30 protein-coding genes are annotated in these 25,802 nt (G+C 42.9%); 5 read left to right on the top strand and 25 right to left on the bottom strand.

What is annotated here, in order from left to right:
• Positions 1-132: 132 nt before the first annotated feature.
• The 20 genes from rpsQ to kefG all read right to left on the bottom strand — a co-directional run bounded on the left by rpsQ (position 133) and on the right by kefG (position 15,438).
• Positions 133-387 carry a 30S ribosomal protein S17 gene (rpsQ, locus tag ACXJY6_RS13290; RefSeq protein ID WP_456051687.1) on the bottom strand — a complete coding sequence of 85 codons (255 nt, stop codon included), beginning with the start codon at positions 385-387 and terminating at the stop codon, positions 133-135.
• Positions 387-578 carry a 50S ribosomal protein L29 gene (rpmC, locus tag ACXJY6_RS13295; protein ID WP_456051686.1) on the bottom strand — a complete coding sequence of 64 codons (192 nt, stop codon included), beginning with the start codon at positions 576-578 and terminating at the stop codon, positions 387-389. Before rpmC ends, rpsQ begins: the two co-directional genes overlap by 1 nt.
• Complete coding sequence (gene rplP, locus ACXJY6_RS13300) at positions 578-988, bottom strand: 50S ribosomal protein L16 (protein WP_456051685.1); 411 nt, start codon at positions 986-988, stop codon at positions 578-580. The genes rpmC and rplP overlap by 1 nt, the downstream gene beginning before the upstream one ends.
• Before the next feature lie 11 nt (positions 989-999).
• Entirely contained in the window at positions 1,000-1,698 is a 699-nt protein-coding gene (gene rpsC, locus ACXJY6_RS13305) for a 30S ribosomal protein S3 (RefSeq protein ID WP_456051684.1), read from the bottom strand.
• 18 nt (positions 1,699-1,716) lie between these two features.
• Complete coding sequence (gene rplV, locus ACXJY6_RS13310) at positions 1,717-2,049, bottom strand: 50S ribosomal protein L22 (RefSeq protein WP_456051683.1); 333 nt, start codon at positions 2,047-2,049, stop codon at positions 1,717-1,719.
• A gap of 9 nt (positions 2,050-2,058) precedes the next feature.
• Entirely contained in the window at positions 2,059-2,337 is a 279-nt protein-coding gene (gene rpsS, locus ACXJY6_RS13315; protein ID WP_004736729.1) for a 30S ribosomal protein S19, read from the bottom strand.
• Positions 2,338-2,357: 20 nt separating this feature from the next.
• Complete coding sequence (rplB, locus tag ACXJY6_RS13320; protein WP_456051681.1) at positions 2,358-3,182, bottom strand: 50S ribosomal protein L2; 825 nt, start codon at positions 3,180-3,182, stop codon at positions 2,358-2,360.
• A gap of 16 nt (positions 3,183-3,198) precedes the next feature.
• Positions 3,199-3,501 carry a 50S ribosomal protein L23 gene (rplW, locus tag ACXJY6_RS13325; RefSeq protein WP_456051680.1) on the bottom strand — a complete coding sequence of 101 codons (303 nt, stop codon included), beginning with the start codon at positions 3,499-3,501 and terminating at the stop codon, positions 3,199-3,201.
• A complete protein-coding gene (gene rplD / locus ACXJY6_RS13330; RefSeq protein WP_456051679.1) occupies positions 3,498-4,100 on the bottom strand; it encodes a 50S ribosomal protein L4 in 603 nt (200 codons plus the stop codon). The genes rplW and rplD overlap by 4 nt, the downstream gene beginning before the upstream one ends.
• A gap of 16 nt (positions 4,101-4,116) precedes the next feature.
• Positions 4,117-4,746, bottom strand: coding sequence for a 50S ribosomal protein L3 (gene rplC / locus ACXJY6_RS13335; RefSeq protein WP_456051678.1), 630 nt, complete (start codon positions 4,744-4,746; stop codon positions 4,117-4,119).
• Positions 4,747-4,760: 14 nt separating this feature from the next.
• Positions 4,761-5,072 (bottom strand): 30S ribosomal protein S10, encoded by a 312-nt coding sequence (gene rpsJ / locus ACXJY6_RS13340; protein ID WP_001181007.1) that lies wholly within the window; start codon positions 5,070-5,072, stop codon positions 4,761-4,763.
• 348 nt (positions 5,073-5,420) lie between these two features.
• Positions 5,421-6,158, bottom strand: coding sequence for a 23S rRNA (guanosine(2251)-2'-O)-methyltransferase RlmB (gene rlmB, locus ACXJY6_RS13345; protein ID WP_458768625.1), 738 nt, complete (start codon positions 6,156-6,158; stop codon positions 5,421-5,423).
• Between the two features lie 12 nt (positions 6,159-6,170).
• A complete protein-coding gene (gene rnr, locus ACXJY6_RS13350; RefSeq protein ID WP_456051676.1) occupies positions 6,171-8,618 on the bottom strand; it encodes a ribonuclease R in 2,448 nt (815 codons plus the stop codon).
• Positions 8,619-8,810: 192 nt separating this feature from the next.
• Positions 8,811-9,446 carry a flagellar protein MotX gene (gene motX, locus ACXJY6_RS13355; RefSeq protein ID WP_456051675.1) on the bottom strand — a complete coding sequence of 212 codons (636 nt, stop codon included), beginning with the start codon at positions 9,444-9,446 and terminating at the stop codon, positions 8,811-8,813.
• Between the two features lie 235 nt (positions 9,447-9,681).
• A complete protein-coding gene (locus ACXJY6_RS13360) occupies positions 9,682-10,980 on the bottom strand; it encodes an adenylosuccinate synthase (protein ID WP_458768626.1) in 1,299 nt (432 codons plus the stop codon).
• 168 nt (positions 10,981-11,148) lie between these two features.
• Positions 11,149-12,090: an isoaspartyl peptidase/L-asparaginase family protein gene (locus ACXJY6_RS13365; protein ID WP_458768688.1), complete on the bottom strand. Its 942-nt coding sequence runs from the start codon at positions 12,088-12,090 to the stop codon at positions 11,149-11,151.
• A gap of 93 nt (positions 12,091-12,183) precedes the next feature.
• Entirely contained in the window at positions 12,184-12,774 is a 591-nt protein-coding gene (gene slyD, locus ACXJY6_RS13370; protein WP_456051673.1) for a peptidylprolyl isomerase, read from the bottom strand.
• Positions 12,775-12,863: 89 nt separating this feature from the next.
• Positions 12,864-13,058 (bottom strand): YheV family putative zinc ribbon protein, encoded by a 195-nt coding sequence (locus tag ACXJY6_RS13375; protein ID WP_456051672.1) that lies wholly within the window; start codon positions 13,056-13,058, stop codon positions 12,864-12,866.
• A 3-nt stretch (positions 13,059-13,061) separates the two neighbouring features.
• The gene (gene kefB / locus ACXJY6_RS13380) at positions 13,062-14,870 is read right to left on the bottom strand and encodes a glutathione-regulated potassium-efflux system protein KefB (protein ID WP_456051671.1); all 1,809 of its coding nucleotides are present in this window, start codon (positions 14,868-14,870) and stop codon (positions 13,062-13,064) included.
• A 1-nt stretch (position 14,871) separates the two neighbouring features.
• Positions 14,872-15,438 (bottom strand): glutathione-regulated potassium-efflux system ancillary protein KefG, encoded by a 567-nt coding sequence (kefG, locus tag ACXJY6_RS13385; protein WP_456051670.1) that lies wholly within the window; start codon positions 15,436-15,438, stop codon positions 14,872-14,874.
• Positions 15,439-15,567: 129 nt separating this feature from the next.
• On the opposite strand from kefG, the gene ACXJY6_RS13390 reads away from it, so the two are divergent.
• The 5 genes from ACXJY6_RS13390 to crp all read left to right on the top strand — a co-directional run bounded on the left by ACXJY6_RS13390 (position 15,568) and on the right by crp (position 20,159).
• On the top strand, positions 15,568-17,487 hold the full coding sequence (locus ACXJY6_RS13390) for an ABC transporter ATP-binding protein (protein WP_458768627.1): 1,920 nt from the start codon (positions 15,568-15,570) through the stop codon (positions 17,485-17,487).
• Complete coding sequence (locus tag ACXJY6_RS13395) at positions 17,487-17,948, top strand: TIGR02444 family protein (protein ID WP_458768628.1); 462 nt, start codon at positions 17,487-17,489, stop codon at positions 17,946-17,948. The genes ACXJY6_RS13390 and ACXJY6_RS13395 overlap by 1 nt, the downstream gene beginning before the upstream one ends.
• Positions 17,949-18,086: 138 nt before the next feature.
• On the top strand, positions 18,087-18,302 hold the full coding sequence (locus ACXJY6_RS13400; protein WP_456051667.1) for a YheU family protein: 216 nt from the start codon (positions 18,087-18,089) through the stop codon (positions 18,300-18,302).
• A gap of 79 nt (positions 18,303-18,381) precedes the next feature.
• A complete protein-coding gene (locus tag ACXJY6_RS13405) occupies positions 18,382-19,251 on the top strand; it encodes a phosphoribulokinase (RefSeq protein WP_458768629.1) in 870 nt (289 codons plus the stop codon).
• 275 nt (positions 19,252-19,526) lie between these two features.
• Complete coding sequence (gene crp / locus ACXJY6_RS13410) at positions 19,527-20,159, top strand: cAMP-activated global transcriptional regulator CRP (RefSeq protein ID WP_458768630.1); 633 nt, start codon at positions 19,527-19,529, stop codon at positions 20,157-20,159.
• Between the two features lie 84 nt (positions 20,160-20,243).
• Here the strand turns inward: crp and ACXJY6_RS13415 are convergent, their stop codons facing one another.
• From ACXJY6_RS13415 to ACXJY6_RS13435, 5 genes are all read right to left on the bottom strand, one after another.
• The gene (locus ACXJY6_RS13415) at positions 20,244-21,041 is read right to left on the bottom strand and encodes a DUF1338 domain-containing protein (RefSeq protein WP_458768631.1); all 798 of its coding nucleotides are present in this window, start codon (positions 21,039-21,041) and stop codon (positions 20,244-20,246) included.
• A gap of 20 nt (positions 21,042-21,061) precedes the next feature.
• Positions 21,062-22,519, bottom strand: coding sequence for a succinylglutamate-semialdehyde dehydrogenase (gene astD / locus ACXJY6_RS13420; RefSeq protein ID WP_458768632.1), 1,458 nt, complete (start codon positions 22,517-22,519; stop codon positions 21,062-21,064).
• On the bottom strand, positions 22,516-23,574 hold the full coding sequence (gene astA, locus ACXJY6_RS13425) for an arginine N-succinyltransferase (protein WP_458768633.1): 1,059 nt from the start codon (positions 23,572-23,574) through the stop codon (positions 22,516-22,518). The genes astD and astA overlap by 4 nt, the downstream gene beginning before the upstream one ends.
• Before the next feature lie 58 nt (positions 23,575-23,632).
• Positions 23,633-24,847, bottom strand: coding sequence for an aspartate aminotransferase family protein (locus ACXJY6_RS13430; RefSeq protein ID WP_458768634.1), 1,215 nt, complete (start codon positions 24,845-24,847; stop codon positions 23,633-23,635).
• A gap of 257 nt (positions 24,848-25,104) precedes the next feature.
• The gene (locus tag ACXJY6_RS13435; protein ID WP_456051662.1) at positions 25,105-25,683 is read right to left on the bottom strand and encodes an aminodeoxychorismate/anthranilate synthase component II; all 579 of its coding nucleotides are present in this window, start codon (positions 25,681-25,683) and stop codon (positions 25,105-25,107) included.
• Positions 25,684-25,802 lie beyond the last annotated feature (119 nt).

Here is a 25,802-nt window from a genome sequence, read left to right on the forward strand (position 1 = left end):
TAGACCCATCACGGGTCGGGCTGCCCTTAAAAAGGGACGCGAATTGTAACACCCTTTATCGTGATTGGGTAGTCTAAAAACAAACGGCCCCGAAATTAATAGGGGCCGTTTTCGTTTTTGTAGAAAAATCAATTACATTTTAGCTTTTTCTACAACTTTAACCAATGTCCAAGACTTAGTCTTAGACAATGGACGGCACTCTTTGATTTCAACGGTATCGCCTAAGCCACAGTCGTTGGTTTCATCGTGTGCGTGTACTTTTGTAGTGCGTTTAATGAACTTGCCGTAAATTGGATGTTTTACGACGCGTTCAATTGCAACAACAATAGATTTATCCATCTTGTTGCTAACAACACGACCAGTTTGAGTACGAATTTTGTCGCTCATTATGCGCCTGCCTTCTCAGTCAAAACCGTTTTAACACGTGCGATATCACGGCGAACAATTTTCAGAGTATGCGTTTGCTGTAATTGTCCAGTCGCAGCTTGCATGCGCAAGTTAAACTGTTCTTTCAGCAAATTCAGTAGCTCTGCGTTTAGCTCATCAACGCTTTTCTCGCGTAGATCTTGTGCTTTCATCACATCACCTGCTTAATTACGAAAGTAGTCTTGAACGGCAGTTTAGCAGATGCAAGAGCAAATGCTTCACGTGCCAACTCTTCAGGAACACCGTCCATTTCGTACATTACCTTTCCAGGTTGGATTTGGGCTACCCAGTACTCAACGTTACCTTTACCCTTACCCTGACGAACTTCAAGCGGCTTTTCTGTAATCGGCTTATCTGGGAATACTCGAATCCAGATTTGACCTTGACGTTTCACGTGACGAGTCATAGCACGACGTGCTGCTTCGATTTGGCGAGCAGTTAGACGACCACGGCCAACCGCTTTCAAACCAAATGTACCAAAGCTTACTTCAGTACCTTTCGCTAGACCACGGTTACGACCTGTATGAACCTTACGGAACTTAGTACGTTTAGGTTGTAGCATCTATCGACTCCTTACTTCCGGCCTTTACGCTGCTTCTTAGGCTTGTCAGCCTTTGGCTCTACTGCATTAGCTGCTGGCATTCCACCAAGGATTTCTCCTTTGAAGATCCAAACTTTAACGCCGATCACACCGTATTGAGTGTGAGCCGAAGAAGTTGCGTAATCAATGTCTGCACGTAGAGTATGTAGAGGTACACGACCTTCACGATACCACTCAGCACGTGCGATTTCAGCGCCGCCTAAACGACCACTTACTTCCACTTTGATACCTTTAGCGCCTAGACGCATAGCATTTTGTACCGCGCGCTTCATAGCACGACGGAACATAACGCGACGCTCTAGCTGAGACGAGATGCTATCAGCCACTAATTGACCGTCAAGCTCAGGCTTACGTACTTCAGCGATATTGATTTGTGCTGGTACACCTGCAATTTTAGCTACAGCTGTGCGTAGCTTCTCTACGTCTTCCCCTTTCTTACCGATAACAACGCCAGGGCGAGCAGTGTGAACAGTCACACGAATGCTTTTTGCTGGACGCTCAATAACGATGCGTGAAAGAGATGCGTTTTTCAATTCCTTAGTTAGGAATTGACGTACCTTGAAGTCGCCGTCTAGGTTGTCAGCGAACTCTTTGGTATTAGCAAACCATGTGGAATTCCAAGGCTTAATAATGCCGAGACGAATACCATTTGGATGTACTTTCTGACCCATTGCTTATCTCCTAGTCCCTTAACGATCTGCTACAACAACAGTGATGTGGCTCGAACGCTTCAAGATACGATCCGCACGACCTTTAGCACGAGGCATAATACGCTTCATGATAGGTCCCTCATCTACGAAGATTTTAGCGACATTAAGATCGTCGATATCTGCACCTTCGTTGTGTTCCGCATTGGCGATTGCCGATTCTAGAACTTTCTTAATTAATACAGCAGCTTTCTTGTTGCTGAATATTAAGATTTCTAGAGCCTGATCAACCGATTTTCCACGGATTAAATCTGCAACTAAGCGAGCTTTCTGAGGAGAAATGCGAGCAAAGTTATGTTTAGCTACTGCTTCCATTATCTACTCCTATTTCTTCTTAGCTTTCTTATCTGCAGCATGGCCGCGGTAAGTACGAGTTGGTGCGAATTCGCCCAGTTTGTGGCCAATCATTTCTTCAGTCACAAATACTGGAACGTGCTGACGACCATTATGGACAGCGATGGTCAAACCGATCATTGTTGGAATGATCATTGAGCGACGGGACCAAGTCTTAATAGGCTTTTTGTCTCCGCTTTCCACCGCTTTCTCTACCTTCTTCAGCAAGTGTAGGTCAATAAATGGACCTTTCTTGAGAGAACGTGGCATGGCTTATCCTCTTTAATAGATTACTTATTACGACGACGTACGATGTACTTGTCGGTGCGTTTGTTCTTACGAGTCTTGTAGCCTTTAGTTGGCATACCCCATGGAGATACAGGGTGACGACCACCAGAGGTACGGCCTTCACCACCACCATGTGGGTGATCAACTGGGTTCATTACCACACCGCGGACGGTAGGGCGAACACCACGCCAGCGCGAAGCACCAGCTTTACCAAGCTCACGTAGCATATGCTCAGAGTTACCAACTTCGCCGATTGTTGCACGGCACTCAGAAAGAACTTTGCGCATTTCACCAGAACGTAAACGGAGTGTTGCATATGAACTGTCGCGAGCGACTAGTTGAGCATATGCACCCGCAGAACGAGCTAGCTGTGCACCTTTACCAGGCTTAAGTTCAACACAGTGAATTGTAGAACCCACTGGGATGTTACGCATCGGCAGAGTGTTACCTGCTTTGATTGGCGCATCAACACCAGACTGGATTGCATCACCAGCTTGAACACCTTTTGGTGCAATAATGTAACGACGCTCACCGTCTGCGTACAGAACTAGAGCTATGTTAGCGCTACGGTTTGGATCGTATTCTAGACGCTCAACTTTCGCTGGAATGCCATCTTTTGTACGTTTGAAATCAATAACACGGTAATGGTGCTTATGACCACCACCTACATGACGTACAGTAATACGACCGTTATTGTTACGACCACCATTCTTAGAGTTTTTCTCTAGAAGAGGTGCGTATGGCTTACCCTTGTGTAGGTCAGCGTTAACAACTTTAACGACGTGACGACGACCAGGGGAAGTCGGCTTACATTTAACAATAGCCATTTTTCAACTACTCCTGTTATTCCGCACCGCCAACGAAGTCAAGATCCTGACCTTCTTTCAAAGTCACATACGCTTTCTTAACGTCGCTACGGCGACCTTGGCGTTGACCTTGACGTTTGGTCTTACCCTTAGTGATAAGAGTATTTACAGATTTAACTTCAACTTCGAATAGCTGTTCTACAGCTGCTTTAATCTCATTCTTAGTCGCATCTAATGATACTTTGAAAACGATAGTGTTCGCTTTCTCAGCAGTCATTGTTGCTTTTTCTGAGATATGTGGAGCACGTAAAACTTTTAGTAGACGCTCTTGTTTGCTCATCCTAGCATCTCCTCAACTTGCTTAACTGCAGCAGCAGTCATTACAACTTTGTCGAACGCGATTAGACTTACTGGATCAACACCAGCAACATCACGTACGTCAACTTTGTACAGGTTACGAGCCGCTAGAAATAGATTTTCGTCTACTTCACTAGTCACGATAAGAACATCGTTTAGCTCAAGCTCTTTTAGCTTAGCTACTAGCTCTTTTGTTTTTGGTGCTTCAACTGAGAAGTTATCAACAACGATTAAACGCTCTTGACGAACTAGCTCAGAAAGGATGCTTTTCATAGCACCACGGTACATTTTTTTGTTAACTTTTTGACTGTGATCTTGTGGTTTCGCAGCAAAAGTAACACCACCTGAACGCCAGATAGGGCTACGAATAGTACCAGCACGTGCACGGCCAGTACCTTTTTGACGCCATGGTTTAGCGCCGCCGCCAGAAACTTCTGAACGAGTCTTTTGAGCACGAGTACCTTGACGAGCACCTGCTGCATACGCAACAACTACTTGATGAACAAGGGATTCGTTAAACTCACGTCCGAAAGTAGTTTCGGAAACAGTTAGTGCATCAGCACCTTTAACTATCAATTCCATTACTTACTCCTAGACGTTATGCTTTCACAGCAGGTTTGACGATCACGTTAGCGCCAGTTGAGCCTGGTACTGCACCTTTAATAAGAAGCAGATTGCGCTCAGCGTCAACACGTACGATGTCCAAGTTTTGAGTCGTAACACGCTCAGCACCCATGTGACCTGACATTTTCTTGCCTTTAAACACGCGACCTGGAGTCTGACATTGACCGATAGAACCAGGAGCACGGTGAGACAATGAGTTACCGTGAGTCATATCTTGAGTACTGAAATTCCAACGCTTAACTACGCCTTGGAAGCCTTTACCTTTCGATGTACCAGTAACGTCTACTTTTTTTACTTCATTGAACAGTTCAACAGTTAGTTCTGAACCAACTTCAAACTCTTCGCCGTTTTCTAAACGGAATTCCCAAAGACCGCGGCCTGCTTCAACACCTGCTTTCGCAAAGTGACCAGCTTCAGGCTTAGTTACACGGTTAGCTTTCTTAGTACCAGCAGTTATTTGGATTGCTGCGTAGCCATCATTTTCAAGTGTTTTAACTTGAGAAATACGGTTCGCTTCAACTTCCACAACTGTAACTGGGATAGAAACGCCTTCTTCGGTAAATACGCGGGTCATACCCACTTTACGTCCGACTAGACCAATCATTATTCCTATCTCCCTTAACCTAGGCTGATTTGAACATCAACGCCAGCAGCTAGATCTAGACGCATCAAAGCATCAACAGTTTTATCTGTTGGCTCAACGATGTCGATTAGACGTTTGTGAGTACGAATTTCATACTGATCACGGGCATCTTTGTTGACGTGTGGAGAGATAAGAACAGTAAAACGCTCTTTACGAGTAGGTAGTGGAATAGGACCACGAACCTGTGCGCCGGTACGCTTAGCTGTTTCAACGATTTCCGCTGTAGAAGCATCGATTAGTTTGTAATCGAACGCTTTAAGGCGGATACGGATACGTTGGTTCTGCATGAGACAGAGCTCCAATTGTTAAATAATTACACAAACAATATCGCCACTCATACTCACAAAAGTGAGAGAATGTCGATTGATTTATGTGAAACCGTAGCACCCAGATTGGGTACATTGTCAGCTAATAGATGATTAACTCTATTGAGTTAAATTTTAATTAACTGCGAACATAAGCTGAGTATACATTACTAGGCAGTGCCTACTCCTCGCTGCTCATTGGTTCACAACTGACTTAAGCCAGTGCGCTGCATTATACAGATCGAGTAAGAGGTTGCAAGCAGTGTTTAATAAATAATCGAAACATTAAGCACTGCTTGATTTTATAGGTAGGTGAACTAAGAAAATCGACTATTTCAAGCGTTGGCGCACAGCCTCAAATAGACAAATCCCTGTTGCCACAGATACGTTTAAGCTCGAAACACTTCCTGCCATTGGAATTTTAATTAGATCATCGCATGTTTCACGAGTAAGGCGGCGCATACCATCCCCCTCTGCGCCCATGACGATAGCCAAAGACCCGGTCAATTTTGCCTTATACACATCATGTTTCGCTTCACCAGCCGTACCGACAAACCAAACTCCTTGTTCCTGTAAGGCTCTCATTGTTCGAGCTAAGTTGGTCACACGAACCAACGGAACGGTTTCTGCCGCACCGCACGCAACTTTTGAGACAGTAGCAGTCATTGGTGCAGACTTATCCTTCGGCACAATCACAGCAGCAACGCCAGCCGCATCTGCATTACGCAAGCAAGCTCCTAGATTATGTGGGTCCGTGACACCATCTAACACCAGCAGCAGTGGGTTTTCATGTTGCGCTATGATGGCATCAAGATCGTGCTCATTAAGGTTTTTTGCGGGTTTGACTCGAGCAATCACTCCCTGGTGATTTGCTCCTTGAGCTTTATCATCCAAAGCTTTTCGCCCCACCTGTTGTACAGATATGCCTAAGCGCTGTAATTCGTTGAGTACCGGCAATAAGCGGTCATCTTGGCGCCCTTTTAATACAAACGCCTCAATAAAACGTTCAGGGGATTTGGCTAGTACTGCATTAATGGCATGGATACCATAAATAAATTCATTACTCATTTGCTACCTTAGTTACGACTTTGGTTTACTGCGAGACGCTTTGACTCTGGATTTCTTTTTACGAGCTTTACTCGCTTTGCTTTTTCGGCTGCGTTTTTTATCGGTGTCGCTCGTCGTCTCATCTGGCCGTTTGGTTGGCTCGACTAACGCTCGTGCTTTTGTTGGGTTTTTCGCCACTTTTTTACCACGGGCTTTTATACGAGCTTCCTCTGCGCGTTTCTTTGCTGTTTTACCCGCGCCACGCAGTTTACGGCTCGTTTCGACTAATTCAAAGTCAATATGTCGTTCATCTAAGTTTACCGCCGCCACTTTTACTTTGACTGTATCGCCAAGTCGATAAATATTACCAAAACTCTCCCCTATTAAGCGTTGGCCGATTGGGTCGAATTGATAGTAGTCGTTGGCCAAGCTCGATATATGCACTAGTCCGTCGATATGATATTCCGTTAAGCGAACGAAGAAACCAAAACCTGTTACATTGGCTATGACGCCATCAAGTACTTCACCGACATGGTCTTGCATGTATTCACATTTTAGCCAGTCGCTTACTTCTCGAGTCGCATCGTCAGCACGACGTTCAGTCATTGAGCACTGTTCTCCAAACCCATCCATATCATCAAATGAATAGTGATATCCGCCCGTTGGAGTCCAGTGATTTGTGGTTGTGCCTTCTTTTTTCGCGATAAGATACTTAATTGCTCTGTGAAGTAATAAGTCGGGATAACGGCGAATTGGCGAGGTAAAGTGGCCATAACGTTTTAATGCTAAACCAAAGTGACCCACATTATCTGGACTATAAACGGCTTGTTTCATCGAACGCAGCAGCATAGTTTGAATCAATTCTTTATCCGGACGCTCAATGACTTGCTTCATTAAATCGGCATAGTCCGTCGGTGAAGGTTCTAGCCCCCCCGTTAGATTCAAACCAAGCTCACCTAAAAAGTCACGAAATCCGGTTAGCTTTAATTCCCCAGGGGTTTCGTGAATCCGATATAATGCGGGCTCTTTTGCTTTTTCCACTAAGGAAGCCGATGCGATATTAGCCAGGATCATACATTCTTCGATAATCTTGTGAGCATCATTACGTTCAACCGGTTCTATACGGTCAATTTTTCTTTCAGCATTAAATATAAATTTGGTTTCAACCGTTTCAAACTCAATTGCGCCGCGTTTTTCCCTAGCGACTTTAAGTACGTTATACATGCGATAAAGTTCATTGAGATGAGGAATCAATGGTTGATATCGCTCAATCAACTCTTCATCCCCTTCCAAAATAGCGCCAACCTTATTGTAGGTTAAGCGAGCATGAGAATTCATTACCGCTTCATAATGTTTATAGCCAGATAGTTTCCCTGATGCGGAAATGGTCATTTCACATACCATACATAGACGGTCTACCTGAGGGTTAAGCGAACATAAGCCGTTCGATAGAACCTCTGGTAGCATAGGGACAACTTGTGAAGGAAAATAAACCGAGTTACCTCGATTAATCGCTTCTTTATCGAGCGCAGTATTTGGGCGAACATAATGACTGACATCGGCAATCGCTACCCATAAACGCCATCCACCACCTTTTTTAGCTTCGCAGTATACCGCATCGTCAAAATCACGAGCATCTTCACCATCAATGGTGACTAAGGGAAGCTGACGAAGATCGACTCGCCCTTCCTTTGCTTCTTCAGGAACGTCTTCGCCGAATTTCTGAATTTGTTCTTCGACTGCTTGAGGCCATGTCTCCGGAATTTGATGAGTTCGGATTGCAATTTGCGTCTCCATTCCTGGTGCCATATTCTCACCAAGAACATCGATAACTTTGCCCATCATTCCACGAGAACGGCTTCCTCGATCAGTGATTTCAATCACTACGACATTACCCATACGGGCTGTTGCACGCTCTTCATTTGGAATCAAGATGTCATGATGAATTCGTGAGTCGTCGGGGACAACATAAGAAAACCCTTGTTCAAAGAAAAAACGGCCCACGATCTGCCCGTTTCTCTCTTCAAGAATTCTAACTAAACGCCCTTCTTTGCGCCCTTTTTTGTCTGTACCTGAAGGTTGAACTAAGACGAAGTCACCATGTACTAAGGTTCTCATTTGATGATGTGCTAAGACAATATCATTATCCCGACCAGTTGCACCTTCTGGACGTACCCACCCATACCCATCTTTATGACCAATGACGTAGCCTTTGATCATCTCAAGTTTTTCAGGAAGTGCGTAACATTGGCGACGAGTAAAGACCAACTGCCCATCTCGCTCCATTGCCCGTAAACGACGACGCAACCCTTCGTAATGGTCTTCACCTTCAAGCTTTAATGCTTCGAAAATATCATTTCGATTCATCGGAACCTTTGCTTTACGCAAAAACTCAGTAATAAATTCACGGCTCGGAATTGGGTTTTCGTAATTACTTGCTTCGCGGTCAGCAAATGGGTCGTTTTGAATTGAGTCAGACATAAGTCAGTCCTAAAATAGAGAGGAGAGCTGTTCATAATGTGCATTAGATGCTTTCTCAACATTCCAATGCTTATATTTATTATACTAGTGCTATGTGACTGTTTCTCTAAAAATTAGTCATTATCAAATATTAAATGCAAAAAAGGCCATTTTCTTCGGAAAAATGGCCTTTTTAAGAAAGTAATCATGACATTACCAGAATGTTTCTCGCATTTTTGCACGAGATACAATATTTTGTGGCATACGTAACTCCAATCCTTGTCGTAACAATGCAATCCTTTTATGGAGTCGAGAATCTGCAGTCACGGAATGATAAAGCCAACGGTACGCGTCTTCATAGTCAAGTGGGCTCCCATAATCACGAAGCAACAATTCTGCTAACTGAATACGGGCATTTAAGTTCCCCATCGCAGATGCTTCTCTAAAGTACGGTATTGCACGCTCTTTATCTTGTTGTACCATAATGCCCTGAGCATAATATCGACCCAGTTGTTCGAGTGCAGTATCTAACCCTTGATGCGCTGCCGATTCAATATAATACAAGCCCAAATCAACATCTTGATCCACACAAACACCCGAAGCCAGCATATCACCATATAAAAACTCGTAGGAAGGTAAGCTTACACGTGTCGCACGCGCTACAATATCTTCAACTAACTGGCAATGATCAGCTTTCACTCGTTCTAGGTGCTTATTTTTCTCAATTAATTTGAGTAGTTCAGCCTCAGAATAGATTGGTACTGGTGCGCCAACATCAGCCACGTTAGCGTACGATGTCGACAACACAAACAACAATGATATTGAAGCCGCTACCGTTCGTAGCTTCATATAAGTACTCTTCATTCAATGTCATTGTCGAAAACAATGACGTAGATTTTTGTCCATCCAAAAAGGAACTCGACCTGAATAGAGTATCGGCAATAACGCCTATCACTTTAGAGAAAAGTGATCGTTATTTAAACAGTGACGATTGTTTAATAAATATAGCATATCAATACAAAAAAAAGCCGACTAAGAAGCCGGCTTTCACTATGTTTACTTAAATAACGTTTAGTTAATAAATCTAGACGCTAAATGGGTGTACTTTGATAATGGTTTCGATACGATCTGGACCGGTAGAAATGACATCAATTGGAGTACCTGTCAGCTCTTCAATGCGCTTAACATAATCTAATGCAGCTTGAGGAAGTTGTTCCAAAGTTGTCGCTCCAAACGTACTTTCAGTCCAACCAGGTACCGTTTCATATATTGGAGTAACATCATCAAACGCATCGGCAGCCATTGGTGAAACAGTTGCAACTGAACCATCTTTCATTTTATAGCCGGTACAAATTTTGATCTCTTCCAATCCATCAAGAACATCTAATTTGGTTAGGCAGAAGCCTGTTATCGAGTTAATTTGAATTGCTCGACGCATTGCAACCGCGTCAAACCAACCACAACGACGCTTACGACCTGTTGTCGCTCCAAACTCAGCCCCTTTAACACCAAGGTGGTTACCAACTTCATCATCTAACTCTGTTGGGAATGGACCAGAACCAACTCGAGTACAGTAAGCCTTAGCAATACCAAGGATATAACCTAAATGGCGAGGGCCAAAACCAGAACCAGCAGCAACACCGCCAGCAGTTGTGTTTGAAGAAGTAACATACGGATAGGTACCGTGATCAATATCTAACAATGTACCTTGTGCGCCTTCAAACATGATTTTATCACCACGCTTACGTGCTGCATCGAGTTCATCAGTGACATCGATAATCATAGAAGTCAAAAGATCAGAATAGCCCATAGCTTGTTCTAGAACTTCTTCGTAACTCACTGGTTCAGCTTTGTAATAATTTACAAGCTGGAAGTTATGGTATTCCATGACTTCTTTTAGCTTTTCAGCAAAGGAGGCTTTATCAAATAAATCGCCAACACGTAGACCACGGCGAGCAACTTTATCTTCATAGGCTGGACCAATACCACGTCCTGTTGTGCCAATTGCTTTGTTACCACGAGCAATTTCACGAGCTTGATCAAGTGCAATATGGTACGGAAGAATTAGTGGACATGCTTCAGAAATGAAAAGACGATCTCGAACTGGAATACCACGAGCTTCTAGAGGTTCCATCTCATTAATCAATGCATCTGGTGAAAGTACGACACCGTTACCAATGATGCACTTCACGTTGTCGCGGAGAATACCCGACGGAATTAAGTGAAGAACGGTTTTTTCACCGTCAATAACCAAAGTATGACCTGCATTATGACCACCTTGATAACGCACAACATATTTCGCGTCTTCAGTGAGCAGATCTACAATTTTCCCTTTACCTTCGTCACCCCATTGGGTGCCTAAAACAACTACGTTATTTCCCATCGTTCCAAGTCTGATAGCTAGTTAAAAATGGATTCTAGCATCGAATTACATGAGTTGCAGTCATTTTTTGAGCATAAATAGAGGTAGAAAAATAACTAATTGATCTGGCATAAATATTTACTCGAAGTCTAAAGTTTAAGACGAGAAGCGGCATAATCAACCATTTGACTAGTTATTTGAATAGATTGCTAATTTCAATTCTCCAGTACGGTCGATGGAAGCACGGTACATCCCTGAAGAATTTAATGAAAAGTGAATCTTCCCTTGCGCATCAATGGCAATAACGCCTCCCTCACCACCAATGTCACACAATTCTCCATGAAGGACAGCATCGCATGCTTCAGATACATCTTCTTTTAAATAACGCATGCGAGCCGCAATGTCAGCGGTAACACAATGACGAATAAATGCCTCTCCCATACCCGATGCTGATAATGCAACCAATTTATTCTCAGCATAGGTGCCAGAGCCAATTAAAGGTGAGTCACCTATTCTTCCATATTTTTTGTTGGTAACGCCGCCAGTGCTTGTTGCCGCAGCAAGGTTCCCATATTGGTCCAATGCTACCGCTCCAACGGTTCCAAACTTCTTGTCATCTGGGTACTTAGATTCTGACAACGCAAACAGACCTTTTTCCTTCATTGACTGAAGTTGCTGATATCGACGCTCAGTAAAAAAGTAATCCTGTTCGGTATAGTCGTAGCCTAAACTGAACGCAAACTCTTCAGCTCCTTTTCCAGCCAATAGAACATGTGGCGTTTTTTCCATCACATCTTTCGCTAATTCAACCGGATTTCTAATGTGTTTTACACCTGCGACAGCTCCTGCTTGACGTTGATCTCCCAACATCACCGCGGCGTCCATCTCTACCATTTCTTGATGAGTTAATACCGAACCATGCCCTGCATTAAAATGAGGACTATCTTCTAAACATTTAACCGCACTCACGACGGCATCAATTGCAGTACCACCTTGGTTGAGAACAGAATGACCAGACGTTACAGCTAGAGTGAGAGCTCGTTCTATCTCTTGTTGTAACTCCTTGCTCATCATACTTGGTTCAATCGTGCCGGCTCCACCATGGATTGCGATAGAAAAAGGGGTTTGCATCACATCAATACTCTTAAAGTAAGTTAAATCAAAAACACCTACCAAAAAGGTAGGTGTTTAAATAATTAATTTGTAGAGACAGCCAAAGTCCTCTTAGTGACTTCCACAACCACCGCCACCACAGCATTCATGTTCTTTACCTTCATCATGACCTTTTCCGCCACAACATTCGTGGTCGTCGCCTTTGTCTCCGCCGCCACAACAGCCTTCACCATGATCTTGACTGTGAATATGACCATGAGCAATTTCTTCTTCGGTACCTTCACGCATTGCTACAACTTCAATATCAAACGTTAAGGTTTTTCCAGCAAGCATATGATTGCCATCAACCACGACTTCGTCGCCATCAACTTCGGTAATCTCAACAGGAACCTGACCTTGGTCTGTGTCTGCCATGAAGCGCATACCAACTTCAATAGTATCAACACCATGGAATACATTTGCAGGAACACGTTGAACTAGTGCTTCATTATAGTCGCCATATGCACCTTCAGGTTCAATAACGGCAGTAAATTTATCACCAACCACTTTACCAACCAATTCTTTTTCCAAACCAGGAATTAGGTTGTTAAAGCCGTGTAAGTATTCAAGTGGCGCGTCTGCTGTTGACTGGTCTAATACCACGCCATCATCAAGTTTTAGTTGGTAGGCTAAGCTAACCACTACATTTTGTTCAATTTTCATATCGGCTCCAAGGCATCAAAAGCATCAGTCAAAGTTGAGATGCAAATTTATATACGTACATATTATGGGGATCTTAATCAGAAACTCAATTACTCTGGCTTAAAAATACCAATCATTGATTGATCGCTATGAGCTGTTTTCTCCATATTTTGTGGTGTTCGCTGTTCTACATAGTCACATTCAACACATTCTACGTGTTCAATATTATTCTCTTCCCACCAACGTAAAGAATCGGTCGCTTCACATTTAGGGCATCGAGCTCCAGCAATAAAACGTTTTTTCATTATTTACCCCTGCTCCTTATCCCATTCATCTCTAGCTTGATGGTCTTTTTCCATTTCTCGACCAAAAATAGCTTCTAGCTCTTTTCTTGCTTCTTTTGTTCTAATCGAAAATTGCTTCTCTTCACCTTGTTGAGGTAATAGCTCTTTTAACATGGCATTATCCAATCGACGAAAGTGCCCTTCAGCACGCTTTGCTTGATAAGGGTGCATACCGAGCGCAACAAGGGTTTCACGCCCTAAATCCAACGCTCCACGAAACGTCTCTCGAGTATATCCATCTACACCGAGATTAATCAATTGATGCGCTTCTACTCTACTACGAGCACGAGCTAGAACCTTAAGACGAGGATAGTGTTGTTTACATAGCTCAACTATTTTTACTACTTCATCGGGTATGTCTGTACAAATAATAATCGCTTCTGCGTTTGCTGCACCCGCTGCGCGCAACAGTTCGACATTACTCGCATCACCATAAAAAACTTTATACCCGAACTTTCTTAGTAATTTGATCTGACTTGCATCACTTTCTAATACGGTCACTTTAATTTTATTGGCAAACATGAGGCGGCCTATAATTTGGCCAAAGCGTCCAAAGCCAGCAATAATGACACGTGGCTCTTCGTTCGATACATCCACTTCAAGATCACTTTTAGGACCATTTAAATTTCTGGCATACCATCGTTTTTGCACATTTAAAATGAGTGGTGTCGTCACCATAGACAAGCTCACAACAACGAGTAGAAACGATACTTGAGACTGCTCTAGTAACCCATCTGCTTGAGCTGCGGTAAATATGACGAAGGCAAATTCACCACCTTGACTTAAGATTGCTGCCATCGAACTTCGTGCTTTAGAGCGAGTGCCAAATAAGCGTGCTAATAAATAGAGAGTTAAACCTTTTATTGAAACTAAAACCACTACGGCAGTTAAAATTTCGAGCGGATGTTGTAAAAACAGCCCGAGGTCAACAGCCATTCCCACAGCAATAAAAAACAAGCCTAAAAGTAAGCCTTTAAATGGTTCGATTGCGATTTCTAATTCATGACGAAACTCTGACTCCGCCAATAGCACTCCTGCCAAAAACGTTCCCAATGCCATCGATAAACCCAATGATTGCATTAGGATTGAAATACCAATCACCAAGAGCAAGGCCGCCACCGTAAACAGTTCTCGAACTCGGCTTGATACGATATAACTAAAGAGTGGACTCAATAAAAAGTGCCCCCCAACCAATAGTCCAACAATCCCACAGATCATCCATATACCATCAACCCATGTACCACCAGAGCTACCTGCCAATACAGGTAATAAAGCTAGAATAGGTATTACAGCTATATCTTGAAATAGAAGGACCGCAAACCCCGATTGGCCAGTTTCACTACGCTCAAGTTCTTGTTCTTCAATGACCCGTAGTGCAATCGCTGTTGAAGACATCGCCAGCCCCATTCCAATCACCAAACTCGTCTGCCATGGGATATCAAACATTCTTACAATGCAGGCTAACAACGCACTGGTAACAACGACTTGCGCACCTCCTAAACCAATAATGGGACCTCGCATCTGCCATAGTTTTTTCGGATTAAGTTCCAAACCAATCACAAACAGTAGCATCACGACACCAAACTCACCGAAGTGGAGAATCTCATCAACGTCGCTAATTAATCTCAGCCCCCACGGCCCAATGGCTACCCCTGCAAGTAAATAACCCAGTACCGAACCAAGTCCAGCTCGTTGGGCAAGTGGAACAGCAACAACCGCTGCAGTCAGAAAGATTGCTCCACTTTGAAGAAGATCACTGGTTTCTGCCGCCATACTACTTATCCTCTACTTTCATTGGTTCGCATAACCACCGGCGATACTTTTCTGCATGTTCGTAGCGCAAAACATCAGAGATATTCCTTGCATAATACAGCACGAGAGGTTCCAACCAATTCATACAACACAATGCTGCCGTCAATTCAAATGGCTGTAAAATTTCTTCCAAGGGATATTTGTTATACCCTTTTTCATCGAATGCGGTACGTTTCCCACCAGCAGAAATCACACTGCGCCAATATTTTCCTTTTAATTCCGTTTTAGAACCAAAAGCAAAGTCTTTACTGAGAACCCTATCCATCCATTCTTTTAACAAAGCCGGGCACGAATACATATAAAGTGGGTGCTGAAAAACGATTACATCATGCTCAAGTAACAATTTTTGTTCTGCGGCTACATCAATAAAAAAATCAGGATAGATTGCATAAAGGTCATGAACTTTTACATGTTCCAGATGTTTTATTGATTTCAACAGCAGGTGATTGACCACCGAATTTTGTGGTTCAGGGTGAGCCACTATGACTAAAATTTTGGGGCGAACTAATGACGAAGTATTGGAAGTCATCTTGCTTTCTCACACTGATTCTATTTTGAAATTACATTATCAATCATAACTCATATTGGTTTGTGATCGACATTTATCCTCATTCCACCTACTATTCTGGGCAGATTATTACTTAATTTAGACGGCAATATGATTACGTTCTCAGATATTCAGCTTTTACGTGGCGGCAAACCTCTTTTAGATCAAGCATCAGCGACTATTCACCCGAGCGACAAAGTCGGTTTAGTTGGAAAAAATGGTTGCGGAAAGTCCACTCTGTTTGCTCTGCTAAAAGATGAACTGTCTATCGATGCCGGTAATTTTAGCATGACTTCCCATTGGGAATTAGCTTGGGTTGCGCAAGAAACGCCGGCAATTGAACGTCGAGCAATTGATTATGTTATTGATGGCGATCGTGAATTTCGTCAATTAGAATCCGACTTACGTGCTGCAGAACAAAATGATGATGGCCATGAAGTTGCTATCCTCCATGGTAAAATTGAAACCATTGGTGGTTATACGATTCAATCACGAGCCGCTGAGCTTCTCGATGGTCTGGGTTTCAGCCAAGATCAAATGGGATGGAACTTAACTCAATTCTCTGGTGGTTGGCGCATGCGCCTTAACCTTGCTCAAGCCTTATTGTGTCGTTCCGATCTATTACTTCTCGATGAACCGACGAACCACTTAGACTTAGATGCTGTAATGTGGCTAGAACGCTGGTTACAAAGTTACCCAGGAACCTTAGTCTTAATCTCACACGATCGCGACTTTTTAGATCCTATCGTTACTCGAATCATCCACGTAGAAAACCAAGACCTTAACGAGTACACAGGCAACTACTCGTCATTTGAGACTCAACGCGCTGAAAAGCTCGTTCTACAACAAGCTATGTTTCAAAAACAACAGAAGCAAGTTGCTCATATGCAAAGCTATATCGATCGCTTCCGTTACAAAGCTTCAAAAGCTCGACAAGCTCAAAGCCGCATCAAAGCACTAGAGCGCATGGAAAAAGTGTTACCGGCACAATTTGATAATCCATTCAGTTTCGAATTCCGTGAACCTGCCGCCCTGCCCAATCCAATAATAATGATGGACGAAGTGAGTGCAGGATACGGCGATAAGCTCATCTTAGAGAAAATACGCCTGAATTTGGTTCCTGGAAGTCGAATTGGACTTCTCGGTCGAAATGGCGCAGGTAAATCAACGCTGATCAAATTACTATCAGGTGAACTTAATCCTACAAGTGGTGATTTAACGTACTCTCAAGGTGTTAAAATTGGCTACTTTGCTCAACATCAACTCGAGACCCTGCATCCAGAAGAAACGCCTCTGCAGCATATGATGCAAATCGCCCCAAATCACACCGAGCAACAGATACGAGACTATCTTGGAAGTTTTGGCTTTCAAGGTGAAAAAGCGCTAGAAAAAGTAGCTCCTTTTTCTGGTGGAGAAAAAGCACGATTAGTTTTAGCTCTAGTTGTCTGGCAGAAGCCTAATCTATTGTTACTGGATGAACCAACTAACCACCTTGATCTCGATATGCGTCAAGCCCTCACCTTTGCTTTGCAAACCTTTGAGGGTGCAATGGTTATCGTCAGTCATGACCGTTACCTTCTTCGTGCCACCACTGATGACCTTTATTTAGTCCACCAAGGTCAAGCCGCCCCCTTCGATGGCGATCTAAATGATTACTACAAATGGTTAACGGAACAACAGCGCCAAGAACGTCGTGATGCGCAACCAGTGAGTAATGAAAAAGAAGGTGGGAATAGTGCCGCAGCGAAAAAAGAACAAAAACGCCGAGAAGCTGAATTCCGAAAAACTACCGCTCCACTTCGCAAAAAGCTCTCTCAATTAGAATCGAAAATGGATGCTCTTTCTGAGAGTGTTTCAGAAATTGATGAAAAATTGGCTGACAGTAGTCTGTATGAAATTGAAAACAAGAGTGTCTTAACAGACCTAATCGCTACTCAAGCCAGCGCAAAATCCGAACTTGAGAAAATTGAAGTAACCTGGATGGAGCAACAGGAAGAGCTTGAACTATTAGAACAAGAGTTTCACCAATAATGAGAAAAACACCGGCTTCTCACACTCTAATGACGGAACAACTCTGGCAATTCAGTTTGTCATATTATGCTGCTACGGGAGTGAAAGAAGCGTGTTTAACCCTCCAAAATCAATTTGGAGGAAATGTAAATACATTGCTTCTTCTCAAGTATCTCGATCTACACAAACTCAGCATTAATAATGATGAGTTGGAAACATTAATAAAGGCAACAGACAACACTGACGGCTTAATCAATCATTACCGTCAACTAAGACAATCCCTAAAACCTTCTCTGACCGACAACTTATATCAAAAGACATTGAAGTTTGAATTAGAATTAGAAAAGCGTCAGCAGGCTGATCTAGTCGATCAATTTAACATCTTAAATTCAAAACCCACCACAACACCAAATCTTGTATCTACGTATTGTCAGCGACTTAATGCCACCCATTTATCCGCCTCTTTTATTGAGCCGTCCTAATAAATAACGAAACCTAAACTGAGGCCGATTCTTCTTCCGTACAACAAATCTTCATCAATATCAGGTAATGCATTTCGCAATTCGAGTAAATAGACATAAAATAGGCGCAACTCAACATTAAGAATCAGGAAATTTGCGATGATCGTTCCATGGCAAGAAATAGCGCCAGACACCCTGAACACGCTGATCCAAGAATTTGTCCTTCGTGAAGGCACCGATTACGGCAATAGTGAAATTGATTTAACCACCAAAATAGAACAAGTTAAGTCACTTCTTAGTAAAAATGATGCGGTAATCGTTTACTCAGAGCTTCATGAAAGTATCGATATTCAGATCCACCCTAAATTGCGCTAATCCATTTCTGCTGTAATCATCGAAAGAATATTTCGTGCTATAGTGGCGTTAAAGAAAGTAAAAATAGACAGGGAAAGTCATGTCCGCAAAGCATCCAATTATTGCTGTTACTGGTTCTTCGGGAGCAGGTACAACCACAACCTCAGAAGCATTTCGCAAACTCTTCAATGGGATGAACATTAATCCAGCTTGGGTTGAGGGTGATAGTTTTCATCGTTTCACTCGCCCCGAAATGGATATTGAAATCCGGAGAGCTCGTGAACAAGGTCGCCATATTAGTTATTTTGGTTCTGAAGCCAATGACTTTCCTCTATTAGAGTCGTTTTTCGATGAATACGGTAAAAGTGGAACAGGAAAAGTACGCCGTTACCTACATACATTTGACGAGGCAGTCCCATATAACCTAACACCAGGGACGTTTACACCTTGGCAAGATTTACCTCAAGATAGCGACCTCCTTTTTTACGAAGGTCTCCATGGGGGCATAATTGATGGCCCCGTTAATGTCGCGCAACATGTCGATTTTTTGATCGGGATGGTTCCGATCGTCAACTTGGAATGGATTCAAAAATTTGTACGAGACACGCGAGATCGAGGCCACTCAAAAGAAGCGGTAACGGATTCGATCGTTCGTTCTATGGATGATTACCTCAACTATATGACACCACAATTCTCACGTACTCACATTAACTTTCAGCGAGTGCCAACGGTCGATACATCCGACCCATTGAGTGCTCGAGATATTCCCAGCTTGGATGAGAGCTTTGTGGTTATTCGTCTGCAAGGAATTAAGCAGGTCGATTACCCTTACTTACTCGCCATGATTGATGGATCGTTTATGTCTAGCCAAGACACCATCGTTGTCCCTGGAGGAAAGATGAGTTTTTCAATGGAACTCATTGTTAGACCTATTTTGCAACAACTGATTGAAACGGGAAAAATTGGCTGACGGCTATCACATAAATAAAAGGTTAATACGCCGTTAATCGAACAGCGTTCCTTTAATTTACTTCCAATAGCGTGACCATGTGCACACTTTTGCGTAGAAATTTGCACGTGTCACACGATTAAAATCAAGAAATTGAGCCCGAAAAAGGATATTATTTAATTCAGAATTAGAAAATACCTTGCGCGTTTTCTCCAACTCTTAGAGTAGAATTATCGCAATTGGGCATAGCTACTACACGAAACAGCAAGTATACCCTGCATAGGAAGAGAGATATTATGGTTCTAGGTAAACCTCAAACAGATCCAACGTTAGAGTGGTTTCTTTCACACTGTCATATTCATAAATACCCATCAAAAAGTACTTTGATTCACGCAGGTGAAAAGGCGGAAACTCTTTACTACATCGTAAAAGGTTCTGTCGCAGTACTGATTAAAGATGAAGAAGGTAAAGAGATGATTCTCTCTTATCTAAATCAGGGTGACTTTATCGGTGAACTTGGTTTATTTGAAGATGATCAAGAGCGTACCGCTTGGGTTAGAGCAAAGTCGCCATGTGAAGTCGCTGAAATCTCATTTAAAAAATTCCGTCAGCTTATCCAGGTCAATCCAGATATTTTGATGCGCCTCTCTTCACAAATGGCTCGCCGTTTACACGTGACTAGCCGTAAAGTAGGTGATCTTGCGTTCTTGGATGTGACTGGTCGTATTGCTCAAACGCTATTGAACTTAGCAAAACAACCTGACGCAATGACACACCCTGACGGAATGCAAATCAAAATCACTCGTCAAGAGATTGGACAAATTGTTGGCTGTTCACGTGAAACTGTTGGCCGAATCCTGAAAATGCTTGAAGAGCAAAACCTGATTTCAGCGCACGGTAAAACTATCGTCGTTTACGGAACGCGTTAAACTTCCAGTTTTCAGTCTTTAAATTGAAAAACCACTTCAACTTGAAGTGGTTTTTTATTTGCTTGGTGGACGATACGTGTCCAGTTAAAGACGTCGATCGGTACTTTCAAAAATTTTATTCGCCGATGCTTCGACAAAACCACTGTATAACACACCACTATCGGTAGGATAACGTTTAGCGAATTCATAAAAACCTCCTGGTAAGCGAAGCTCTGTCTCTATCAAGGAAACCTCCACAATATCGGCCATGGTGGAGGATTGTTCCAGCATCAATTCTGGTGTTCCCTTCACTTCTCCACCAGACTCATTGATTGCGAAGTCATGTTGTCTTAGGTACTGATTAACGTTTTTGACTTGCTCGAATCGATTCAATTGATTCACACTGACCGTAAAATGGTTCGCGCCATAGCCGTGCGCAGCAACCCAAGCCGCATATTCGCTTTCTTCCGATAAAAGGTGATACTGTTCAATAGAGAGTGACCATGGACGTCCGGCGTAAAGAAAGTCGGGTCCAGAGAAGTAGTGTGAATCGACTTGTGCGATTAAGCTATGAATGACTTTTTGAGCTGGGGTGGACAGTTCTTCAACCAAAAGTTCGCTAATAAATACTTTTGGCAAATCAGAATTGGAATGCTCATAGTGCTTAGCCCTTAATTTTTTTGCCTCAAATCGATATTCTCCCCCTACTTTATAGCCTAGCTTTTCAAATTGAGAAGCTAACGTCTCAAGTCCGAGTGGCTCTATATTAAAAGTCCTTAGAGCGATATGATCGTTAATCAACTCACTCTCTTCTTGCAATAGATCCTTTATTCTCTGAGCTGAAGGACAAAGGCGAGAAGCATAATCCTGCCATAGGTAAGAAAACAGTTGTTCAGGTGTCATAGTGCTTCCTTAATAGTGAACTAGAGATGAATCCCCGGCGAACATACTGTTGGGAGCTCTAGCTGCTCCCCTTCAATAGATGCCATAGGATAAGCACAATAGTCAGCCGCATAATAGGCACTTGGTCTTAAATTGCCAGACGCTCCTGGCCCACCAAATGGCGCGTCACTGCTGGCTCCAGTTAATTGACGATTTAGATTCACAATTCCCGCACGAATGTGATCGACAAAATAATGCCACTCACTATGCTGGGTTGAAATTAAGCCTGCAGAAAGCCCAAATTGAGTATCGTTTGCCATCTCTACCGCGGCTTCTAAGCTACTATACCGAATGACTTGCAACAAAGGGCCAAAACACTCTTCATCAGGCAGATCTACGATATTGCTCACATCTAAAATAGCTGGCGTAACAAAAGCATGTTCTTTGCGCTGTGCAATAACAAGTATTTTTGCGCCCAAGCTCACTAAGTTTTTTTGTATCTCGATAACATGGTCTGCAGCTTGAGCAGAAATCAATGGCCCCATAAATGGAGCGGGGACTGCAAACGGCTGGTCTATATCGAGAGCTTCAACAACCTCTATTAAACGCGTCAATAACGCGTCTCCTCCCTCACAATCGGGGATATATAGACGTCGCGCACAAGTACACCTTTGGCCTGAACTAATAAATGCAGATTGAATAATGGTGTAAACGGCTGCATCGATATCACCAAAATGTGAACTCACCACCAAAGGGTTATTTCCCCCCATTTCGAGGGCAAGCATTTTTTCTGGCTGTCCCGCAAACTGTCGATGAAGAGTATGGCCTGTTGAAGCACTTCCAGTAAAAAGCAAACCATCTATCTGCTTCATTTTTGCTAGTGCAATACCAGTATCGCTACCACCTTGAACCAAATTCAGAACACCGTCAGGAAGACCCGCCTGTTGCCATAATGTCACCATAATTTCAGCACATTTCGGGGTTTGCTCTGAAGGTTTTAATACCACACAGTTCCCCGCTAAAAGTGCGGGTACAATATGACCATTCGGGAGATGACAAGGAAAGTTATAAGGGCCAAAAACAGCCATGACACCCAAAGGCCGATGACGTAACACGAAACGCTGCTCGTCGTTCTCTCGGTATTTATCTCCACTGCGTTCATGGTAAGCTTGAATTGATATTGGTATCTTACCCTTGGTCGCCGCAACTTCTCCTTTCGTTTCCCAGAGAGGCTTTCCTGTTTCTTCAGAAATGGTTTGCGCGAGTAAATCAGCGTTGCATTCGACAAGCTCAGCAAATTTCAATACGACTTGTTCTCGTTCTTTAAAGTCCTTCGTTTTCCATTCATAAAAAGCCAAACGAGCGGCTCGACATGCGCACTCTACTTGATGGTCACTAGCACTGTAACCAGACCAAACAGTCCTACCATCATAAGGTTTGTGTGACTCAAAGAAACCACCTTCCCCTTCTAACCATTCTCCAGCAATAAAATGTGTCATTTATCACCCCCTATTATTGGGTCTTGAATAATAAAGCGGACGGGATCACCGCCGGACACTAGCAACGCCTTAGCTACTCGAGCAGATAGGAAAATCGTGTTCCGACTCTGGTCATAAACCGCGGAAGCCATTGTTGCCCTAAAATCTTGGAACAAGGTATTACTAATAAGCATAGTTTGAAGTTGAGGAGAAGCACTATCGAGTTGATCACACACTGAGATGTTTGCCACCTCTGAATGCCGAACCGATTCGATATTATTAATATCGCATTCTACTGTGGGGCCTGCATCAAAAATATCCACATACCCCCGACAGCAGAACCCCTCTCTTTCCAATAGCTTTAATGCAGGCTTAGTATTCTCATGGACTTGTGCAACAACCGCTTGCGCTTCAGAGCTGAGCAAATTGATATATATCGGTGCTTTAGGCATCAGATCAGCAATAAACCCTTTGTGACCTATCCCCGTTAAGTAATCGGCTAACGTAAAATCGATGGAGAAAAAGTGCTCTTGAAGCCATTGCCAAAATGGAGAGTTTCCCTCTTGATTTGAGACACCCCGCATCTCTGCAATAATGGTTCTAGAAAAACGTTGAGGATGTTGAGCTAACATCATAAAGCGAGATTTAGAGAGCAAACGCCCATTTAGGCCTTGGCGGTACTTCGGTAATAAAAACAACGTACACAGTTCGCTACACCCGGTGTAATTATTCCCAAGAGTCAGTAACTTAACTTCTTTGTTTACCGAAAGTTTCGTTGAACGGTGAACATGAGTGTCAATATGATAACTATAAAAAGGCCGCTCCCAACCCACTGCGGCTTCTATTCCAGTTGTACCAACGACATCCCCAGTTTCATCATCAAAAGCCACCATCAGATAACCTTCATCAGACGGACCTTTTACGTCGTTTTTATTAAAACTGGATAAAGAATGATTAATACGGCGATTGAGTAATTCTTCGTTAACAGGAAGTGAGGTAAAGCCATGACCCGATTCAATGGCACAATGGTAGAGTGCTGAGTAATCTGATGTAGCTATGGGACGAATAACCAACATACAACGACCTCTCAATAGGTTACGTCTAAGAAGTATGTACTTCTTAGACGCATTTACATTATGCGATAAGTGATGCCACCGCCTTTTCTAAACGTGCTAAGCCTTCTTTAATCTCTTGTTCTGAAATGACCAAAGAGGGAGTAAATCGTACAACATTTGGACCTGCTACTAATAATAATAGCCCATACTCTCCTGCTGCGACGAGTACATCTCGAGCACGATCTTTCCATTCATCATTCATTACCGCACCAAGTAATAAGCCTTTTCCACGGAACTCACTGAAAATATTGTACTTATCATTAATAGCGGTTAGCCCGTCTCTGAAAAGTTGCTCGCGTTCCAAAACACCAGCAAGAACATCAGGCTTAGAGATTGTATCGATAACAGCTTCTGCGACAGCACACGCCAGTGGGTTACCACCGTAAGTCGATCCGTGAACACCCACTTTAAAATGCTGTGCTAACTTTTCTGTAGTTAACATCGCACCAATAGGGAAACCACCCCCTAATGACTTAGCAGTACTTAGGATATCAGGAGTAACGCCAAGCCCTTGGTAAGCATAAAACTCTCCAGTACGGCCATTACCCGTCTGAACTTCATCGAAAATGAGTAACGCATTGTGCTCATCACACAAATCACGAACTGCTTTAGCAAACTCATCGCTTGGCGAAATGATTCCACCTTCACCTTGTAAAGGCTCCATCATCACCGCGCAGGTGCGGTCAGAAATATGAGCTTTGAGCGTCTCGATGTCGTTAAACGGTAAATGGGTCACATCAGAAGGTTTAGGCCCAAACCCATCGGAATAAGATGCTTGACCACCCACAGTTACGGTAAAAAATGTACGCCCATGGAAGCCTTGGTTAAACGCGATGATTTCTGATTTATTTTCATCATAGGTCTCCGCAGCCCAACGACGCGCTAATTTTAGTGCAGCCTCATTGGCTTCTGCCCCAGAGTTTGAGAAAAACACGCGCTCTGCAAATGAGAGATCAGTGAGTTTTTTCGCCAAACGCAACGCTGGCTCGTTAGTCATAACATTACTTAAATGCCAGACTTTATTCGCTTGATCTGTCAATGCTTTCACCATCACAGGGTGGCAATGACCAAGGCAGCTCACGGCAATTCCGCCTGCAAAATCAATGTATTCAGTACCTTCTTGATCCCACAAACGAGAACCTTCACCTTTAACCGGGATCATCGCCATTGGGCTATAACATGGCACCATTACATCATCAAATAGTGACCGCTCGACCTTATTATCATTCGTCATTTTGCTTTCCTTTCTTGCTACACTATCTTTAAGTGTCATCATTTTATGTCAGTATAGACGACTTCTTTTATCCAGATTTAAGCCCAAATCGTATATTTGACCAAATAATTTCTATTCGTCGTTGAGAAAGTCTTCAATTACACTCGTAAAATGAACTTCCACACAACTCATTATGACTAAATATTCATAAAAGTTAAGTTAATAATCACAAATAAGACAAATAAACTGAATAAATATATATAAAGAGAACTAATCCACTACCGATTCAAAAAATTCGCAAGCAGTTCATGCCCCTGTTCAGTTTTGATCGATTCCGGGTGGAATTGCACCGCGTCTAATGCCAAAGTTTTATGCCGATATCCCATGATTTCATCAACGTTTCCCGAGCTATCAAGGCTCCAGGCTGTGACTTCAAAGCAATCGGGTAGAGACTCTTTCTCAACCACCAGCGAATGGTAACGTGTCACCGTCAAAGGATTATTCAAACCTAGAAAGACACTCTTATTATTATGTTGAATCGCCGATGTTTTGCCATGCATAACCTGCCTTGCTCTTACTACTTTTCCTCCAAAAGCTTGAGCAATTGTTTGATGCCCTAAACAGACACCGAGAATAGGAAGCTTTCCAGCAAAATGATGAATCACATCCAAAGAAATTCCCGCTTCATTTGGTGTTTTAGGTCCGGGTGAAATGACTAGATGGCTCGGAGCAAGTTGCTCTATCGCAGCAATGTCGATCTCATCATTTCGATACACCTCAACATCACACCCCAACTCGCAAAAGTATTGATAAAGGTTATAAGTAAACGAATCGTAGTTATCGATAATTAATAGCATAAATGTCGCGATATAATAGTTAAGGGAGCTTTGTGTTGCATTGTGCAATAGCTTTAAAAAAATACAAACAAAAAAGCCCCAACATACGAGTCAGAGCTTTATCGTTACACTGCCATTGT

This window comes from Vibrio phycocola (assembly GCF_054404255.1).